The sequence below is a fragment of the Clostridioides sp. ZZV14-6154 genome (assembly GCF_020657785.1).
In the GTDB taxonomy this organism is placed as follows: domain Bacteria; phylum Bacillota; class Clostridia; order Peptostreptococcales; family Peptostreptococcaceae; genus Clostridioides.
The window spans coordinates 35,162-55,844 of record NZ_JAGWCY010000012.1 but is presented as its reverse complement, the minus strand read 5'-3'; the positions used below and the strand labels follow the sequence as shown (position 1 = coordinate 55,844).

The 20,683-nt window shown below is 29.6% G+C and carries 16 protein-coding genes; 4 read left to right on the top strand and 12 right to left on the bottom strand.

Annotation, left to right across the window (positions count from 1 at the left end):
- The first annotated feature begins 29 nt into the window (after window positions 1–29).
- The 3 genes from KGF45_RS17170 to KGF45_RS17160 all read left to right on the top strand — a co-directional run bounded on the left by KGF45_RS17170 (window position 30) and on the right by KGF45_RS17160 (window position 1,274).
- Window positions 30–359, top strand: coding sequence for a PadR family transcriptional regulator (locus tag KGF45_RS17170; RefSeq protein WP_227828652.1), 330 nt, complete (start codon window positions 30–32; stop codon window positions 357–359).
- Window positions 360–363: 4 nt separating this feature from the next.
- The gene (locus tag KGF45_RS17165; protein WP_227828651.1) at window positions 364–813 is read left to right on the top strand and encodes a permease prefix domain 1-containing protein; all 450 of its coding nucleotides are present in this window, start codon (window positions 364–366) and stop codon (window positions 811–813) included.
- Window positions 814–896: 83 nt separating this feature from the next.
- The gene (locus KGF45_RS17160) at window positions 897–1,274 is read left to right on the top strand and encodes a DNA polymerase III subunit delta (protein WP_227828650.1); all 378 of its coding nucleotides are present in this window, start codon (window positions 897–899) and stop codon (window positions 1,272–1,274) included.
- Between the two features lie 131 nt (window positions 1,275–1,405).
- Here KGF45_RS17160 and carB (KGF45_RS17155) read toward each other — a convergent pair whose 3' ends face one another.
- The 7 genes from carB (KGF45_RS17155) to KGF45_RS17125 all read right to left on the bottom strand — a co-directional run bounded on the left by carB (KGF45_RS17155) (window position 1,406) and on the right by KGF45_RS17125 (window position 13,092).
- A complete protein-coding gene (gene carB / locus KGF45_RS17155; RefSeq protein ID WP_227828649.1) occupies window positions 1,406–4,612 on the bottom strand; it encodes a carbamoyl-phosphate synthase large subunit in 3,207 nt (1,068 codons plus the stop codon).
- 179 nt (window positions 4,613–4,791) lie between these two features.
- The gene (gene carA, locus KGF45_RS17150) at window positions 4,792–5,841 is read right to left on the bottom strand and encodes a glutamine-hydrolyzing carbamoyl-phosphate synthase small subunit (RefSeq protein ID WP_227828648.1); all 1,050 of its coding nucleotides are present in this window, start codon (window positions 5,839–5,841) and stop codon (window positions 4,792–4,794) included.
- Between the two features lie 257 nt (window positions 5,842–6,098).
- Window positions 6,099–9,305 (bottom strand): carbamoyl-phosphate synthase large subunit, encoded by a 3,207-nt coding sequence (gene carB, locus KGF45_RS17145; protein WP_227828647.1) that lies wholly within the window; start codon window positions 9,303–9,305, stop codon window positions 6,099–6,101.
- 52 nt (window positions 9,306–9,357) lie between these two features.
- Entirely contained in the window at window positions 9,358–10,401 is a 1,044-nt protein-coding gene (gene carA / locus KGF45_RS17140) for a glutamine-hydrolyzing carbamoyl-phosphate synthase small subunit (RefSeq protein ID WP_227828646.1), read from the bottom strand.
- A 25-nt stretch (window positions 10,402–10,426) separates the two neighbouring features.
- Window positions 10,427–11,143, bottom strand: coding sequence for an orotidine-5'-phosphate decarboxylase (gene pyrF, locus KGF45_RS17135; RefSeq protein ID WP_227436407.1), 717 nt, complete (start codon window positions 11,141–11,143; stop codon window positions 10,427–10,429).
- 375 nt (window positions 11,144–11,518) lie between these two features.
- On the bottom strand, window positions 11,519–12,154 hold the full coding sequence (locus KGF45_RS17130) for a DUF1847 domain-containing protein (RefSeq protein WP_227828645.1): 636 nt from the start codon (window positions 12,152–12,154) through the stop codon (window positions 11,519–11,521).
- A gap of 23 nt (window positions 12,155–12,177) precedes the next feature.
- Window positions 12,178–13,092 (bottom strand): nitroreductase family protein, encoded by a 915-nt coding sequence (locus KGF45_RS17125; protein ID WP_227828644.1) that lies wholly within the window; start codon window positions 13,090–13,092, stop codon window positions 12,178–12,180.
- Between the two features lie 396 nt (window positions 13,093–13,488).
- On the opposite strand from KGF45_RS17125, the gene KGF45_RS17120 reads away from it, so the two are divergent.
- The gene (locus KGF45_RS17120; RefSeq protein WP_227828643.1) at window positions 13,489–14,718 is read left to right on the top strand and encodes an aminopeptidase; all 1,230 of its coding nucleotides are present in this window, start codon (window positions 13,489–13,491) and stop codon (window positions 14,716–14,718) included.
- A 204-nt stretch (window positions 14,719–14,922) separates the two neighbouring features.
- On the opposite strand, the gene KGF45_RS17115 is transcribed toward KGF45_RS17120, so the two are convergent.
- From KGF45_RS17115 to KGF45_RS17095, 5 genes are all read right to left on the bottom strand, one after another.
- Window positions 14,923–17,304, bottom strand: coding sequence for a homocysteine S-methyltransferase family protein (locus KGF45_RS17115; RefSeq protein ID WP_227828642.1), 2,382 nt, complete (start codon window positions 17,302–17,304; stop codon window positions 14,923–14,925).
- Window positions 17,276–18,001, bottom strand: coding sequence for a vitamin B12 dependent-methionine synthase activation domain-containing protein (locus KGF45_RS17110; protein WP_227828641.1), 726 nt, complete (start codon window positions 17,999–18,001; stop codon window positions 17,276–17,278). Before KGF45_RS17110 ends, KGF45_RS17115 begins: the two co-directional genes overlap by 29 nt.
- Window positions 17,991–18,446 (bottom strand): S-ribosylhomocysteine lyase, encoded by a 456-nt coding sequence (locus tag KGF45_RS17105; protein WP_227828640.1) that lies wholly within the window; start codon window positions 18,444–18,446, stop codon window positions 17,991–17,993. Before KGF45_RS17105 ends, KGF45_RS17110 begins: the two co-directional genes overlap by 11 nt.
- A gap of 277 nt (window positions 18,447–18,723) precedes the next feature.
- Window positions 18,724–19,761 carry a sensor histidine kinase gene (locus KGF45_RS17100; RefSeq protein WP_413894751.1) on the bottom strand — a complete coding sequence of 346 codons (1,038 nt, stop codon included), beginning with the start codon at window positions 19,759–19,761 and terminating at the stop codon, window positions 18,724–18,726.
- A 139-nt stretch (window positions 19,762–19,900) separates the two neighbouring features.
- Complete coding sequence (locus KGF45_RS17095; protein ID WP_227828638.1) at window positions 19,901–20,593, bottom strand: response regulator transcription factor; 693 nt, start codon at window positions 20,591–20,593, stop codon at window positions 19,901–19,903.
- Between the last annotated feature and the right edge of the window lie 90 nt (window positions 20,594–20,683).

Below are 20,683 nucleotides of genomic sequence, written 5' to 3'. Positions count from 1 at the left end.
GTATATGATAACATAAAGTAGGTGAATTTATGGACTTAAATAAAGAAGTGCTTAAAGGTCATATTGATACTTTAATATTATCAATACTAAACAAAGGAGATTCATATGGATATGAAATAGCAAAAGTGGTTAGAGATGAAACTACATTTGAGTTAAAAGAAAGTACACTCTATGTGTCTCTTAAAAGATTAGAATCTAAGGGTTTGATAAAATCTTATTGGGGAAATGACCAAGGCGTAGGAAGCAGGAGAAAGTATTACAATATAACAGATGACGGAAAGGATAACTTAGAAATAAAAATTCAGGAGTGGGACTTTATACAGGGTATTATGAACAAATTTCTAAAGAAGGGGGATTAGATTTATGAAAATAATAGAAGAGTATTTAGAAACACTATATAAGAACGAAAATAACAAAGAGATTCAAGATTTAAAAGAAGAGCTAAGAGAACATCTAACAACATCTGCAAATGAATTTATTGAAAATGGATATAACATAGATGAAGCACAAAATAAGGCAATCGAGAGATTCGATGGTGGCGGTGAGATGTCAGTAGAATTACGTTCAATATTTAAACAAAAAATAGAACCTAAAAAAGTTTTATTGCGAAGATTATCAAATTCAAGGCTCTTATTTTTAAATTTATTTGGATGGCTTGTTGCAACTGCTGCATTTACAGCCAATAGAGGTTTTGGACACATAGTTCCACCTTGGTTGATTGTAGCTTTGATAATCGTAGTAGCTATATTAATAATTTTAAGCATTATAATTAATAGATTAAAGAAAGAAATAGAAAATGATTATGTTATGTAGTCACATTAATAAATATATTTTTGTTTTATTTATATGAGTAAGTACTACAATATTAATAAATAATATGAAAGGAGTTTTTGTATATGGAGAAAAAAATATTATTAGAAAAAATTCTTGATACGCCAGGAGTTTCATATATTAATGAGAAAGTAAATTTATTTAAATATACCAAATGGATTTCATTTGGAACTTATATAATGACTGTTGAAAGCTTCTGCTATAAAGAAGATTCAAAACACTATAATCCAGTAATGGGCACATTTGATTATGAGTCAGAAATTTTTATAGTTAATGCCATATATAAAGATGAGGTCTACTCTATTAAAAGTAAAAAACTCTATAGAAATGTATCTAAGGGAGATAAAATAGTTGTTACAATTAAATACTATTATGATAAATATGAAAATCTTATACATGAAGAAATTCATGACTACCACTCTTATCCTCTATCTAATGATTAAAGAAAAAACTGATAGTATCAAGATTAATATTTATTTTAGTTCACATAAAAAAATAATTATAGAGTATTAATTAAAGGCGAAAGCTTCTACGGACTAACGCCTTTAATTAATCTAAATATTAGTTTATTTTTTTATTCCGCTATATTATAAACTTTTAATTTATCTTTGTTTATATGCTTTTTCTTAACCTCTACTAAGGCTTTTAATGTATCTAAAGATGTCATTATTTCAGTAGAGAATTCAATAGCTGTTCTTCTCATTTTAAATCCATCTCTTGTTGAGTCATTACCTTTAGTAGGTGTATTTATTACTATATCAACTTGTTTATTTCTTATAGCATCTAGTATGTTTGGTCTAGGCTCTTCAACTCTGTTTACTATATCAGCCTCTATTCCATTCTCTCTTAGACTCTTAGCTGTACCTTCTGTTGCAACAAAAGTATATCCTAACTCTTTCATATCTTTTGCTATTGCTATAAACTCATCTTTATCGTTATTATTGACAGTAGCAAGCACTACTCCTCTTTCATCAGACATATGTCTACCTGCTGCTAAGAATCCTTTATATAAAGCTTCTTCTAGGTTTTCTCCTACACCTAAAACTTCTCCTGTAGATTTCATTTCAGGTCCAAGACTTACTTCAACTTTAGCTAATTTAGACATTGAGAATACTGGAACTTTTACTGATACTAGTTTAGGCTCTTTATAAACTCCTGTACCATATCCTAAATCCTTTAATTTAGCTCCTAGCATACATTTTGTAGCTAAGTCAACTATTGGTACTCCACTCACTTTACTTATATATGGGACTGTTCTACTGGCTCTAGGGTTAACCTCAATTATATATAATTCATTTTGGAATTCTATAAATTGTATATTAACCATACCAAGTACATTAAGGTCTAAAGCTATTTTTTTAGTATATTCTAGAATTTTATCTTTTATCTTATCAGATATATTTTGGCTTGGATACATTGTCGTACTATCTCCAGAGTGAACTCCAGCTCTTTCTAAATGTTCCATTATTCCAGGTATTAATATATCTTCTTTATCACATATAGCATCTACTTCTATTTCTCTACCAGTTAAATACTTATCTATAAGTACTGGATTTTTATGGTCTCTAGCAAAAGCATCATCTAAATACTGAGTTAATTTTTCCTCGTTGTAAGTTATTTCCATACCTTGGCCACCAAGTACATAAGATGGTCTAACTAATACTGGATAACCTAATTCATTAGCAACTTCAATACCTTCATTAGTTGTCCATACGCCTTTTCCTTTTGGTCTATTTATATCTAATCTCTCTAATAATTCGTCAAATTTTTCTCTGTCTTCTGCTGCATCTATATCATCAAAATCAGTTCCCAATATAGGTATATTTTTCTCATGTAAGAACTTAGCTAGTTTTATAGCTGTTTGTCCTCCAAATTGTAGTATTACACCTTCTGGTTTTTCTTTTTCAATTATATTTAAAACTTCTTCTTCTGTTAATGGTTCAAAATATAGTTTATCTGATGTATCAAAATCTGTACTTACTGTTTCAGGGTTATTGTTTACAATTATAGTTTCTATACCCATTTTTCTTAAAGATTTTACACAGTGAACTGAACAATAGTCAAACTCTATACCTTGACCTATTCTTATTGGTCCAGAACCCAATACTACCACTTTTCTCTTATCACTTACAACTACTTCATCATATTGCTCATAAGTTGAGTAATAATATGGAGATAGAGCTTCAAATTCTCCTCCACATGTATCAACCATTTTATAAACTGGTTGTATATTATATAGACTTCTTAGTTCATATAATTTTTCTGGGCTAATCTTCATTAAGTCAGATATACCCTTATCAGAGAATCCTTTTTTCTTTAATTCATGTAAGTATTCCTTATCTAAATCTTCTATTTTAAGACCTTTTAATTTTTCTTCTTGCTCAACTATCCATTTAAATTTATTTATAAACCACTTATCAACACCAGTGATTTCTTCTATCATTTCTACTTTATAGCCTCTTCTTATCATTTCAGCTAAATCAAATAGTCTTTCATCATCAGGTACTACAACTCTTTTCTTTAACTCTTCTAATGTTCTACCTTCTGATGGAGCATGAACTAATGAATATTTTCCTGTTTCAAGTGATCTTATTCCCTTAAGAATGGCAGCTTCAAAGTTACTTCCTATACTCATTATTTCACCAGTTGCCATCATCTTAGTTCCTAATTTTCTATTTGCCTTTTTAAACTTATCAAATGGCCACTTTGGTATTTTTACTACCACATAATCTAAAGTTGGCTCAAAACAAGCATAAGTTTTTTTAGTTACCGCATTTTCTATTTCATCCAAAGTATATCCTAAAGCTATTTTAGCCGCCACTTTTGCTATTGGATATCCTGTAGCTTTTGATGCTAGTGCTGATGATCTACTAACTCTTGGATTTATTTCTATTATTGCATATTCTAAGCTATGTGGATTTAAAGCTATTTGAACATTACATCCACCTTGAACTTCTATTGCATTTATTATATCTATTGATGCTTTTCTAAGTAGTTGGTATTCTTCATCACTTAAAGTTTGACTTGGAGCAACAACTATACTATCTCCTGTATGAACTCCAACTGGGTCTACATTTTCCATGTTACATACAGTTATACAGTTTCCATTTCCGTCTCTCATTACTTCATATTCTATTTCTTTCCAACCTTTTATACTCTTTTCAAGAAGAACTTGACCTACTGGACTTAATTGCAATCCATGTGAAAGTATCTCTCTTAATTCTTCCTCTGTATCAGCTATACCTCCACCAGTTCCACCTAATGTGTATGCTGGTCTTACAACCACTGGATATCCTATTTTATTTGCAAATTCAAGACCTGCTTCTAAATTTGTAACTATATCACTAACTATTACAGGTTGATTTATTTCTTTCATTACTTCTCTAAATAAATCTCTATCCTCACCCTTTTTTATAGACTCTATAGACGTACCTATAACTTTTACATTATATTTATCTAGTATACCAGCATCATGTAATTCTACAGCCAAGTTTAGTCCTGTTTGACCACCCATACCTGCAAGTAAACTATCTGGTCTTTCTTTTTCAATTATTTTTTCTATAAATTCTATTGTTAATGGTTCTATATATATTTTATCTGCAATTTCTTTATCAGTCATTATTGTAGCTGGATTACTATTTACTAATACAACTTCTATTCCCTCTTCTTTTAGTGCTTGGCAGGCCTGTGTTCCTGAATAGTCAAATTCTGCTGCTTGACCTATTATTATTGGCCCTGACCCTAATACTAAAGTTTTCTTTATACTATCTAATTTAGGCATAACTCTTTCTCCTTATCTAAACAATTTTCACAGTTTTTATCTTCATAATCTATACAATCAATTTTAATTACTTTATTTCATCTTTAAATTTGAGTTTATTTATTATATCTATATTAATTAAACCAATACTTTTTTTGATTTAAGTTAGTCTTATTTTTAGCTATATATTCTGATATTATTTATTTTATAAACTCTAAAAACTTATCGAAAATATAGTCATTGTCTTTTGGCCCTGGACAAGCTTCAGGGTGGTATTGAACACTGTATACATCTAGCTTCTCATGTCTCATTCCTTCAACAGTATTATCGTTTAAATTTATATGTGTCACTTTCATTTGTTCAGGAACTTCTGAAACATAATATCCATGATTTTGAGAAGTTATAAATACTTTTCCCTCTTCTAAATCTTTAACTGGATGATTTCCACCTCTATGTCCAAATTTAAGTTTCTCAGTTTTTCCGCCAAGAGCTAAGGCTAAAAGCTGATGTCCTAAGCATATTCCAACTATAGGCTTTTTACCAATTAGAACTTTTATATTTTCTATAACATCTTCTAAATCCTCTGGGTCTCCAGGCCCATTTGATAAAAATATTAAATCAGGATTTATACTTAATACATCTTCTGGAGATGTTGTAGCTGGGAATATTGTTATATCGCATCCACGAGCTATAAATGATCTTAAGATGTTTCTTTTAACTCCAAAATCCATAACAGCTACTTTTGGACCATTTCCTTCTATATGCTCTACTTCTTTTCTTGTAACCGTTCTAACTGCTTCTGTATTTGAAAACTTATCTAATTTATGTTTAACATCTTCTAATTTACTATCTTCTAACGTAATTATACCTTTCATTGTCCCATTATTTCTAAGTATCTTAGTTAAAGCTCTTGTATCTATTCCTTCTAGTCCTATCACTTTATTTTGCTTTAAATATTGGTCTATATCAATTTCACATCTAAAATTACTTGGAGAATCACTTTTTTCTCTTACTATAAATCCTTTCACTTGCACTTTTTCAGATTCTGCTGATGATAAATTTATACCATAATTTCCTATAAGAGGATAAGTCATAGTAACTATTTGACCATAGTAAGAAGGGTCTGTTAAAACTTCACCATATCCTATCATTGAAGTATTAAATACTACTTCTCCTACACTTTCTTCTAAATATCCAAATGCTTTTCCTATAAAAACTGTCCCATCTTCTAATATTAACCTTGCTTTCATATTACAGTACCTCCTATAATTCTCTTTAGGCAAACTAAAGAACATTAACTAAATATAATCTTTTAAATATCTATATATATTTTTCACTTTTACATTCTAGTTTTATACTCATTTGCATTTATTTTTTATCTTTTTCTATTATACTACAAATTTCTTAAAAAAAAGAAGTTATCTCAAAAGTAAAAACTCCTAGAAAAAATAACTTCTTCTTTTTAATTTAATGATTAAATTCTTAAACTATACAATCAACTTAATTTCTATTCAGCTATATTGTAAACTTTTAACTTATCTTTGTTTAGGTGTTTTTTCTTAACCTCTACTAAGGCTTTTAATGTATCTAAAGATGTCATTATTTCAGTAGAGAATTCAATAGCTGTTCTTCTTATTTTAAATCCATCTCTTGTTGAGTCATTACCTTTAGTAGGTGTATTTATTACTATATCAACTTGTTTATTTCTTATAGCATCTAGTATGTTTGGTCTAGATTCTTCCACTCTGTTTACTATATCAGCTTCTATTCCATTTTCTCTTAGACTCTTAGCTGTACCTTCTGTTGCAACAAAAGTATATCCTAACTCTTTCATATCTTTTGCTATTGCTATAAATTCATCTTTATCGTTATTATTGACAGTAGCAAGCACTACTCCTCTTTCATCGGACATATGTCTACCTGCTGCTAAGAATCCTTTATATAAAGCTTCTTCTAGATTTTCTCCTACACCTAAAACTTCTCCTGTAGATTTCATTTCAGGTCCAAGACTTACTTCAACTTTAGCTAATTTAGACATTGAGAATACTGGCACTTTTACTGATACTAGTTTAGGCTCTTTATAAACCCCTGTACCATATCCTAAATCCTTTAATTTAGCTCCTAGCATACATTTTGTAGCTAAGTCAACTATTGGTACTCCACTCACTTTACTTATATATGGGACTGTTCTACTGGCTCTAGGGTTAACCTCAATTATATATAATTCATTTTGGAATTCTATAAATTGTATATTAACCATACCAAGTACATTAAGGTCTAAAGCTATTTTTTTAGTGTATTCTACTATCTTTTCCTTTATCTTATCAGATATATTTTGGCTTGGATACATTGTTGTACTATCTCCAGAGTGAACCCCAGCTCTTTCTAAGTGTTCCATTATTCCAGGTATTAATATATCTTCTTTATCACATATAGCATCTACTTCTATTTCTCTACCAGTTAGATATTTATCTATAAGTACTGGATTTTTATGGTCTCTATCAAATGCATCCTGTAGGTATTGAGATAATTTTTCTTCATTGTAAGTTATTTCCATACCTTGACCACCAAGTACATAAGATGGTCTAACTAATACTGGATAACCTAATTCATTAGCAACTTCAATACCTTCATTAAGTGACCATACACCTTTTCCTTTTGGTCTATTTATATCTAATCTCTCTAATAATTCGTCAAATTTTTCTCTGTCTTCTGCTGCATCTATATCATCAAAGTCCGTTCCCAATATAGGTATATTTTTCTCATGTAAGAACTTAGCTAGTTTTATAGCTGTTTGTCCTCCAAATTGTAGTATTACACCTTCTGGTTTTTCTTTTTCAATTATACTTAAAACTTCTTCTTCTGTTAATGGTTCAAAATATAGTTTATCTGATGTATCAAAATCTGTACTTACTGTCTCAGGGTTATTGTTTATGATTATAGTTTCTATATCCATCTTTCTTAAAGATTTTACACAGTGAACTGAACAATAATCAAATTCTATACCTTGACCTATTCTTATTGGCCCAGAGCCTAACACTATTACTTTTTTCTTATCGCTAACAACTACTTCATCATATTGCTCATAAGTTGAGTAGTAATATGGAGATATAGCATCTATTTCTCCCGCACATGTATCGACCATTTTGTATGCTGGTTTTATGTTATATAGACTTCTTAATTCATATAATTTTTCTGGGCTAATCTTCATTAAATCAGATATACCTTTATCAGAGAATCCTTTTTTCTTTAACTCAAGAAGATAATCTTTAGTTAAGTCTTCAATCTTCATAACTTTTAATTTTTCTTCTTGTTCAACTATCCATTTAAATTTATTTATAAACCACTTGTCTATTCCTGTGATTTGCTCTATCATTTCTACTTTATAGCCTCGTCTTATCATTTCAGCTAAATCAAATAGTCTTTCATCATCAGGTACTACAACTCTTTTCTTTAACGCTTCAATACTTCTCTCTTCTGATGGTGCATGAACTAATGAATATTTTCCTGTTTCAAGTGATCTTATTCCCTTAAGAATAGCAGCTTCAAAGTTACTTCCTATACTCATTATTTCACCAGTTGCCATCATCTTAGTTCCTAATTTTCTATTTGCCTTTTTAAATTTATCAAATGGCCATTTTGGTATCTTAGCCACTACATAGTCTATAGTTGGCTCAAAACAAGCATAAGTTTTTTTAGTTACTGCATTTTCTATTTCATCCAAAGTATATCCTAAAGCTATTTTTGATGAAACTTTGGCTATTGGATATCCTGTGGCTTTTGATGCTAGTGCTGATGATCTACTAACTCTTGGATTTATCTCTATAACTGCATATTCAAAACTATGTGGGTTTAATGCAAACTGAACATTACATCCACCTTGAACTTCTACTGCATTTAATATATCTAAAGATGCTTTTTTAAGCATCGCACATTCTTTATTGCTTAGAGTTTGTGTTGGAGCAACTACTATACTATCTCCTGTATGAACTCCAACTGGGTCTATATTTTCCATGTTACATACAACTATACAGTTTCCTTTTGAATCTCTTATTACTTCATATTCTATTTCTTTCCAACCTTTTATACTTTTTTCAATTAATACTTGTCCAACTGGGCTTAATTGCAATCCATGCGAAAGTATCTCTCTTAATTCTTCCTCTGTATCAGCTATACCTCCACCGGTTCCACCTAATGTGTATGCTGGTCTTACAACTACTGGATACCCTATTGTAAGTGCATAATCAAGACCTGCTTGTAACTCTGTAACTATATCACTAACTATTACAGGTTGATTTATTTCTTTCATTACATCTCTAAATATATCTCTATCTTCACCTTTTTTGATAGATTCTACTGAAGTACCTATTATTTTTACTCCGTATTTATCTAGTATGCCTTTTTCATAAAGCTCAACTGCTAAGTTTAATCCTGTTTGTCCACCCATACCTGCAAGTAAACTATCTGGTCTTTCTTTCTCTATTATTTTTTCTATAAATTCTATTGTTAATGGTTCTATATATATTTTATCTGCCACTTCTTTATCAGTCATTATTGTAGCTGGATTACTATTTATTAATACAACTTCAATTCCTTCTTCTTTTAAAGATTGACATGCTTGAGTTCCTGAATAGTCAAATTCTGCCGCTTGACCTATTATTATTGGTCCTGACCCTAATACTAAAGTTTTCTTTATACTATCTAATTTAGGCATAAATTTTTCTCCTTATCTAAATGGTTTTTACTATCTGTAAATAATACTAAATCTATATTAATGCTAAGAATTTATTAAATATACAATCTAAATCTTCTTTTGTTGTGTATTCTGGAATGTACTGAACACTATATATTGGTAATTCCTTATGTCTCATTCCTTCTATAGTATTGTCATTTAAATTTACATGAGTTATCTCTGTATTTTCTGGCATTTCTGAAACATTGTATCCATGATTTTGAGAAGTTATAAATACTTTTCCTGTTTCTAAACATTTAACTGGATGATTTCCTCCTCTATGTCCAAATGCAAGTTTTGAAGTTTTTCCACCTAATGCTAATGCCAAAATTTGATGTCCTAAACCGATTCCTGCTAGTGGTTTTTTGCCTACTAATTTCTTTATATTTTCAACTATATCATTTATATCTTCTGGATTACCTGGCCCATTAGATAATAATATCAAGTCAGGGTTTATTCTTAAAATTTCTTCTGAAGTAGTCATTGCTGGTACTACTGTTATGTCGCAGTTACAAGCTTTCAGTGAATCTAATATACTATTTTTAACACCAAAGTCTACAACTACAACTTTAGCACCAGTCCCTTTAATATTTTCAATTTCTTTTCTTGTAACACTTTTAACTGAATCTTTATTGCAACACTCTGTCAATTTAGACTGAACTTCTTGTAATGATACATTTTCTAAAGTTATAATACCTCTTTTTGTTCCATTATTTCTAATAATCTTAGTCAATGCTCTTGTATCTATTCCTTCAAGTCCAATTACTTTATTTTGCTTTAGATATGTGTCTATATCCATTTCACATCTAAAATTATTTGGGTTGTCACTTTTTTCTCTTACTATAAGTCCTTTTACTTGCACTTTATTTGATTCAACATCTTCTAAATTTATTCCATAGTTCCCTATAAGTGGATATGTCATTGTCACTATTTGTCCATAATAAGTTGCATCTGTCAGTAGTTCACCATATCCTGCCATTGAAGTATTAAACACAACTTCACCAACAGCTTCCTTTAAATATCCAAATGCTTTTCCTTCAAATACTGTTCCATCTTCTAAAATTAATTTCCCCTTCATATAAGCTACCTCCCAAATGTTTTATCTAAGCATTTTCTATTTCTTTTACAATATTAATAGCTGATTCTCTTGGACTTTCTGCTTTTGTTATAGGTCTTCCAACAACTAAATAATGAGCTCCTCTTTTTATTGCATCTGATGGAGTAACAACTCTTTTTTGGTCTCCAACTTCTGCTGACTTAGGTCTTATCCCTGGGCAAACTGTTATAAAATCAGTTCCACACGCTTCTACTATCTTATCTACTTCTTGAGCTGAGCAAACAACTCCATCTATTCCTGATTCTTTTGCTAATTTAGCTCTCTTTATAGCCAATTCTTCTGTTGTCATATTACATCCTATATCTTGTAAGTCTTGGTTGCTTAATGAAGTTAAAACTGTTACTCCAACCACCAAAGGTTTTTCTATATTTAATCTCTCTGCTTCTTCTTTAGCAACTAGTGCACATTGTCTCATCCCTTCCATGTCTGATACATGTATTGTCATTAACCAAACATTATCTCTTACTGCAGCTCTTACTGCACTTTTCATAGTATTTGGAATATCATGGAATTTAAGGTCTAGAAATATTTTTTTACCTTTTTCTTTTAAATAGTCTATAGTCTTTCCTTTTGTAGCCACATATTGTTCTAGTCCTACTTTAAATATATCTACACTATCTTCTAATTTGTCTATTAGTTCTTTAGCTTTATCAAATTCGTCAGTATCAATTGCAACTATTAGCTTCTCTTTACCATTTATCATTTTTACATCTCCTTTTTAATAAAGCCTAAATCCTCATAAAAAAATCCTCACACCAAAAGAGGCACAAGGATTTTATCTATACATAACTCTATTTATTAGCTATGAGATATCTTTCCCAGTCTCTCTGGACTAGTTTAAAAGACTTTATTATATTTAAATTTTTATTTTATACTCATCAAAAACCTCTAGAAGATTTACTAGAGGTTATATATTAACACTATCTATAACCCTTTAGTCTCTCTGGACTAATTTAAGGAATTTAGCTGTAATATTTTTCTTTATTTATATAACTTTATGTATCTTAAGGATATTTTAAAGTTTCATCTTTTTTATAATTAAACCACTAATTGCTTTTTATGTCAATAAGTCTTTGAATTATTCTTTATCTTTATCAAACAATTTTTTTTCAAAATAAGACTCTGCATTATATATCGCAGCAGCTGGATTATGCCCAGTTACTCTATCTTTGACAATTAGAGTTGTTATAGGAGCTTCCATATATTTCATAGCTAATGTATCATGTCCAACACATAGTCCAAGAATTATATTAAGGTCAACTTTAGCTTCATTTAAAAACAAAGCCTGCCCTATTGGATTACACATTATTTCATCTGCACACTTTGATATCGTTTGAGATGCTTCTAATCCAACTGTACTTTTAGGCATTGCTCCATTTTTACATATCACAGAAAACACTTCAAATCCATGATGTTCAAATACCTTTTGTACTGTTTGCATTTCTCTTTTTAAACCAATACAAAACGCTATACCAATTTTTTTATAGTCACATTTTTTAGCAAACTCTATAATCTCTTTTAACCTAGTATATTGACAGTATCCCTCTGTTTCAATTAATCCAGCATTATAAGCTATTTTTCTATTTTCTTCATCTTCATAAAGTTTTTTTGCTTTTTCTTGTAACTCAATTTCTCTAGTTGGACATATCTTCATTAGCTTATCCATATCTCCATCTGAACAGCCTCTAAGATTACATTTCCCACACTTATACATACCTACTATCCCCTCTCAAAATTTTATTCATTTTGTGATTCTTCTTTTTCCAAACTTAAATTTTCATCTTGAGTTTCTTCTTCTGGTTTTACATGTTCAACTACAGTTATAAAATATGACTTTCCTATTCTATTCTTTATAGGAAGTTTTTCATATGAAACATCTATTTTATTTTTTATACATGCTATATCAAAATGTCTTAAGCCTACTCCTAAGCTAACCTTATTCATATCTTCACAATGTTTCTTAGGTTTCTTTTCAAATAGATGAAGACCTCGTTCATCTTTATGAAAATACCAAGGTTGAGAGTTTTTCACAGATGGAGCTCTTCTTGTAAATTCTAATATTTCTTTCCATTTCCTATTTCTATTTATTTTATTTATGATATCTTTTACTGGTTTTCTATCAGGCCTAGCGTGTCTTGTCCTAAATAAATCTTCATTTTTTGCCGGATATCCAAAAGCTATTATTATATATGGATTCTCTATTTTGTTTTCATCTTCTTCTTCCGTTTTTATTCCAGCTAAATAATCTAAATCGTCTTCTTCATCTTCTCTTGGGTCTTTGTTGCCAATATCTACAAATTCCAAGATATCTTCTCTTTTTAATGTCGACTCCAACCAACAAGTAGCTACTCCTAACGTTGTAAGACGTAAGACTATACCTTCAGTGGCAAAACCTATATTTTGTAGATAGTCTTTTCCTTTATCTGATGTGACTACTATATAATGAGGTGCTTTTACTTTACACTCTTTTCCCATTAAAAAGTGTATTATATGACCTCTATCAACAACATGTGCTTTAATATTTAAATCTTCATTTAAGTATTCTAAATTTTTACAACTTCTTTTTATTTCTTCCATTAATGGCTTTTTTAGTTTTGTACTGGAAAAATTTCTTACAGATTTTCTATAAAAAATGGCTTCATAAAGCTCCATTTATGCCCTCCTAACTGAAATCTTCTGTTCATAATATATAAACTACTATATTTAAACATATATAAGCTTTGCCAGAAAATTTTTTATTTCATTATAAATATCTATCTCATTATTATATTATAAGTTTTTTTCGGTATTCTTGTATAGCTTTTCACTAAAAAAGTATTTTTATTTCTACTTTAATACTATTATCAACAAAAAATAACGTCTTAGTTGCAATTATATATTTAAACAATCTATTTTAATTAAAATAAGTGTTTTTTATTTCTCAGTCTATTGAGTATAAATATTTTAAATATGACCCAAAATCTAAGTAATGATATTAATATTTTATAAGTTATTTAATGATATAATATTTTATAAGTTATTTAATATTAAAAATACAGGAGGAATAATATGGATTTTAATAAAAATTTAGAAAAATATGCTGAGTTAGCAATTAAGGTCGGAGTTAACATACAACCAGGTCAAACTTTACTTATAAAATCACCAATTGAATGTGCTGATTTTGCAAGAAATGCACTAAAGGAAGCATATAAATGTGGTGCTAAAAATGTATATATAGAATGGTCTGATGAAGAAAGTACTCTTATTAAATATTTATATGCACCAGACGAAGCATTTCATGAGTTTCCAAAATGGACAGCAGATCAATATGTAGACATAGCTAAAGAAGGTGGAGCATTTTTATCAGTATATGCTCAAAACCCAGATTTATTAAAAGATGTTGACCCTGAGAAAGTTGCTAACTTTCAAAAAGCTTCTGGAAAGGCTTTAAAAGAGTGGCGTTCTTATACGCTAACAGATAAATGTAAATGGAGTATAGTTTCTGTACCAACAAAAGATTGGGCAAAAAAAGTATTTCCAAATTTATCAGAAAACGAAGCAGTAGATAAGTTATGGGATACCATATTTAAGTGTTCAAGAGTTGATGGACAAGACCCTATAAAAGCATGGAAAGAACATAATGAAAATCTAAAGTCTAAAATGGATTTTTTAAATGAAAGTAATTTCAAAACTTTAAAGTATAAATCTTCAAAAACTAATTTAACTTTGGATTTACCAAAAGGTCATATTTGGTTGAGCGGAGCATCTAAAGACCCTAATGGAGTAAGCTTTAATCCTAACATTCCAACTGAAGAGATTTTTGGAATGCCACACAAGTTTAAAGTCAATGGAACTGTTTACAGCACTAAACCTCTTGTTTATGGAGGAAATATAATTGATAATTTCTTTTTGACATTCAAAGATGGTAAAATAGTAGATTTCTCTGCTGAAAAGGGATTGGAAACATTAAAGAAACTTATTGAAACAGATGAAGGTTCTCATTATCTAGGAGAGGTTGCTCTTGTTCCATATAACTCTCCAATATCTGATACAAATATTATTTTTTATAATACTTTATATGATGAAAATGCTTCTTGCCACTTTGCAATTGGTTCTGCTTATAAGACTTGCTTAGATGGTGGAAATGATTTGAAAGATGAAGAATTGGATGAACATGGAGTAAATGATAGTCTAACACATGTTGACTTTATGGTTGGCTCTTCAGACATGGATATTGTCGGAGAAACTCATGATGGAAAACATATACAGATTTTCAAAAATGGCAATTGGGCTTTTTAACTTATTTTTATACTAAAAAGGGCTGACGGAAGTTATACCAGACTTCCCAGCCCTTTTTAATGTTGATGATAAATATTTTTTTATATTAATTAATCTCATTATTATAGATTAATTCCTATTATTTTGGATATAAGTTTCTAAAACTTATATCTATATTATATATAAAATATCCTGTTTAGTAAAACCTTTATTTTAATTTCCATGCTAAAAATTTAACTTTGCTATCTCAACAGCAGATTTTGCATCTTTTGAATAATAGTCAGCTCCCATTTCCTCAGCATATTCCTCTGTCAAAACTGCACCACCTACAAATACCTTTGCATTTATTTCATTATCTCTTAATGCTTGAATTGTATCTTTCATACTTTGAACAGTTGTAGTCATAAGTGCACTCAATCCCACTAACTTTATATTTCTTTTTTTAGCAACCTCTACTACTTCTTCAATTGGAACATCTTTTCCTAGGTCTATAACTTCATATCCATAATTCTCTAGCATTATTTTTACTATATTTTTTCCAATATCATGAATATCCCCTTTTACTGTAGCAACTATTATTTTTCCTTTAGATACATTGTCACTACTTCTACTTAGTAAGGTTTCTTTTATTGTATTTAGTGAAGTTTTTACTGTTTCTGCTGATTGAATCAGTTGTGGTAAAAAGATGTCTCCACTATCGTATTTCTTTCCTACTCTATCAAGAGCTGGAATTAAAATTTTATCTAATATATAATTTTCATCCTTCTCTTTTAAAAGATTCAATGTTACATTTTTGGCTTCTTCTTTTAATCCTCTTTCAACTAAAACATCTAGTGACAAATCTTTATTAGCTTTAACAGTGGAATCAGACTGTTTTGAATTATTTATATTGCTATATTGATTTATGTAATTTATACATCCTTTATCTGTATTATTTAAGATTCTAAAAGAATTAACAGCCTCCATCATGCTATATTCGTTTGGATTTATAATTGCTAAGTCAAGCCCAGCTCCTAAAGCTAGTGTTAAAAAAGAGGCATTAAGTGCTTTTCTATTTGGAAGTCCAAATGAAATATTTGAAACCCCTAGTATAGTTTTTACCCCTAATGTCTTAACCATTGTTATGGCCTTTATAGTTTCTATTGCTTCCTCTTGTTGAGCTGAAACAGTTAGTGATAAACAATCTATAAATATATCTTTTGGTTTTATTCCATAAGAAACTGCTCTATCAACTATTTTTTTTGCTATTTCAAATCTTTCCTCAGCTTTTTTTGGTATACCTTTTTCGTCTAATGCAAGACCAACCACACATGCACCATACTTTTTAACTATTGGTAATATACTTTCTAAAGACTCTTCTTTGCCGTTTACAGAGTTTACGATTGTTCTACCATTATAATATCTAAGACCTTGTTCTAAAGCCTCTACATCGGAAGAATCGACTTGTAATGGTGTGTCTACTACTGCTTGAATCTCTTTTATTAACTTTGGCATTAATTTCTTTTCATCTATTTCTGGCAAACCAACATTCACACCTAATATTTGTGCCCCAGCACTTACTTGTTCTAGCCCTAAATTTATTGCATAATCTAAATTTTCATTTTTTAAAGCTTCTTGTAAAGATTTTCTACCTGTTGGATTTAATCTTTCTCCGACAACTGTAGGCGATTCTACTTCCACAAATTTTGATGGCGAACAAACTACACACTTATCAATCTTTTCGGTACTTCCCTTTTTAACAGAACTTATATTTTCAGATATTTCTTTTATAAAGCTTGGATTTGTGCCACAACATCCGCCTATTATAGTTGCTCCAGCTTCAACAAATTTTTTGACTCCCTCAAAAAATTCCTTTGCATCAACATCATATATAGCTTCTCCATCAACTATATTTGGTAAACCTGCATTTGCTTGAACCATTACAGGTATTGAAGCTCTTGACACGATTTTTTTTACTATTGGTAAAAGTTGTTTAGGACCTAATGAACAGTTTACTCCTATTGCGTCAACCCCCAGCCCTTCTATTGTAGCAACCATACTTTCTGGCATACATCCAGTAAAACTTCTCCCACTCTCATCAAATGTCATAGTACAGAAAACAGGTAAATCAGAATTCTCCTTAGCCGCTAAAACAGCAGCTTTAGCTTCATATAAGTCCATCATAGTCTCTATTACTATTACATCAGCTCCAGATTTAACACCCTGTAATACTTGTCTTTTAAATATCTCATATGCTCTGTCAAAGCTTAAAGTTCCCATAGGCTCTAACATTTCTCCTATAGGACCAATATCTAGTGCTACATATCTAGGTTTAGTGTTATCTACATTTTCTATAGCTTTTCTAGCCACTAAAATGGCATTGTCGATAACTTTTTCTACTGTATATTCACTATCTAATTTTAATTCATTACACCCAAAAGTATTTGTAAGAATTACATTTGAGCCTGCCTCTAAATATGATGTATGTATCTCTATAAGTTTTTCTGGATTTTGAAGACCAAATACTTCTGGATTTTCACCTATTTTTAACCCCTTTTGTTGAAGCATTGTTCCCATTGCACCATCAAATATTAATATATTATCCTTTAGATATTGTCTTATTTCCACAAGAATTCGCTCCTTTTCTATATGTACAATTTCTGTAGTTTTTACAATTTTCACACGATTTTTCTTTCTTTGATTTATCTATTTTTAAATTAGAAATGCCTATAATAGCTACTACTGATTTTCTTGGTATCATAATCCCATTTGATGTAATTGTGAGTCCTATTTGTTTTTGAGCATTTAAAACATTTAATATATCTATATTTTTCTCTATTGGTAAGTCCCCATATCCTGGGCTATATCGCATAGTTATAAATTTGTTTTGTTCTAAAAAAACCTTTTCTATGTTGTTTTGAACAATATCACATACTTCTTCTATTGCTGTTGTTCCACATGAATCAATTATTAGTCCTTTTGTTAAATCTGAGTAAGAGTATCTTTTTATTTCCTTTTCTACTTCTATTCCCAAAGTCGCTGCCATAATTACACATTCATCACAGTTTTTTAGAAGTTCATATATATCCTTACTCTTTAAAGTTAAATTTGTTCCCTCTAGTTCTACAATCTTATCTTTATTTATTTTGATAGGATAAATCCTAGATATATATCTAGGATTTATCTTGTTTTTGGCTGTTTCTATACATTCATCAATAGTTTCTTTAAGTTCTTTATCTATTTCTTGTCCTTTATATTGTAAATACCTTAAAACTTCACTTTGATTTATGCTTATACTTTCTCTTTCAATTAAATTATTCTCCATATATATTAAGAGAAAATCCTTTATCTAAAACATCTTTTGCATATTCTTTTGCTCCAAATAAAGATAAGTCTCTATAATTTCCACATTCTAAAGCTGTAGCAGCTGGCATTTTATCAGATTCAATTACTTTCTTTAATGCCTTTTCTAAACCATCTTTAACTGTCTTAGCATCTACATCTCCCCATAATATTAAATAAAATCCTGTTCTGCATCCCATTGGAGATAAGTCTATCACACCATCTAATGTCTCTCTTAAATAAGTTGCTAGTAAATGTTCTAAACCATGCATAGCAGCAGTTCCAAAGCTTTCTACATTTGGTTGTAAAAATCTCAAGTCAAATTTACTTATTTTATCTCCTTTAACTCCATCAAGTACACTGCACTTTCTCACAAAAGGAGCTTTAACTTTTGTATGGTCTAATTTAAAACTTTCTACTTTTTCCATTTTTGAATCCTCCATTATCACTTAAAAATTTGTTACTTTAAATCTATAAAAAAACTCTCCCTATCCACTATTGATAAGAAGAGTATATTATTTCCAATCATCTCATCGTTGTTAGCAGGACCACCTAATAAAAGGTTGGTATAGGTTCACTGAGCTAACTCTCTCCCCTAATTCTTGATAAGTATCTTATTAAACTGACTTAAATTATATATTACTTTTTTATTTTTGTAAACACTTTATGCTATAAATATTTGTGCATCTAAATCATACTTTTATCTTATTGCACAGTTTCTTGTATTATTGGTAGCTGTACCTCAAATACAGTTTGATGTATATTACTTGAAACAGTAATTTCCCCACCATGTAAATTCACAATATTTTTTGTAATTGCAAGACCTAATCCAGAACCTCCATCATTGCTATTTCTTGATTTTTCAACTCTATAGAATCTATCAAATATATTTGGTAAATCCAATACTGGAATGGGTTCTCCATAATTTATAACTTTTGCAATCGCCATATTTCCTTTTTTGGCAGTTACTATATCTACATAAATTCCTTCTTTTCCATATTTCATAGCATTGGTTATAAGATTTTCAAAAGCTCTCACCAATTTATTTGGGTCAGCATTTATAATTAATTTTTCTTCATTGAAGTTAACTCTACTAACCATAAATTCTTTTTTAAAATAAAATCCAAGTTGAGATACTATTTGACTTAATAGTTCTACCAAGTTTATATCTATTTTTTTTAATCTTATTGTATTATTTTGCATTTTTGTAAGTTCAAATAAATCATTTATAAGTATATTTAAACTTTTTGATTTCTCATATGCAATATTAACATAATACATCAACTGAACTTCATCTTTATACTTACCATCTTCTATCAATCCCAGATAACCCATTATTGAGGTTAAAGGAGTTCTTAAGTCATGCGAAACATTTGTTATTAAATCCGTTTTAGTCTGTTGAGCTTGTCTTTCTTCAACAGTTATATTTCTAAGTTGATAAACTATACTATTGATTTTATTTGCAAGTTCATCAATCTCATCAATTTTTTTATCACTTAATCCATTTGACTCATACTCAATATCTATACTTTTTTCTAAATCGCCTTCCTCCATTGAGTTTACAGCATCCATGATAATTTCTAGTTTTTTATTTTTGTTATCAGTATCTTTTAGAAAATTTACAAGTTTTTTATTTCTCTTGTATGACATTAATGAATAAATTGATAATGATGCTGTCAGAAATAAAACAGAATATAATGTACTGTCTCCTATAACAGCTCTAATGCCTCTTAAACTACGCATAAGGTAATTAATCGTAGATAAAGTAGTTCTAATATATAATATCTTTATTATATATACACTTGTTAACATAATCATTAGGGTTATAATACAACTTATTATAAAGTCTACTATAGGGCGAAACATATAATTTAATACACTCTTATTTTTCAATTTTATATCCTACCCCCCATACAGTATGAATTATTTTTTCTCCATCTGTATACTTTTCAATTTTATCTCTTATCCTACTCATATGAACCATTACAGTATTGTTAGATTGGTAGTATTGTTCTTTCCACACTTTTTCAAATATCTCTTCTGTACTATATACTCTACCTCTATTATTTGCTAGTAAATACAAGATATCAAATTCTCTTGATGTCAAAAATATATCCTTGCCAGCTACTGTTACACTATGTTTTTCCTTATCTATTAACACCACTCCTACTTCTATGACATCTTTATTTTCTTTGTCAGTACCACTAAAATAATACGCTCTTCTAAGTAATGCTTTTACTCTCACAGTAAGTTCAAGTGGATTAAATGGCTTTGTTAGATAGTCATCTGCACCCGTCATTATTCCTTGTATCTTGTCCATATCCTCTGATTTTGCACTCAGCATAAGTATTGGTATATTTAAACTTTCTCTAACTTTTCTACAAACTGCTATCCCATCCATCTTTGGCATCATTATATCCAATACCATCAGATGAATATTTTCTTTTTTTAAAATATCTAAAGCTTCTTGTCCATCTTTAGCTTTAATTACATTATATCCATCATTTAAAAGATATATCTCTACAAGGTCTCTTATTTCCTTTTCATCATCCACAACAAGAATTGTATCTTTCACTTTTTCACGTCCTAACTTACTTTAATATAGTTCTTACTCATCTAAAATTATACTATACTTAAAGTAGTCTAATCTATCAAATTTATTTAT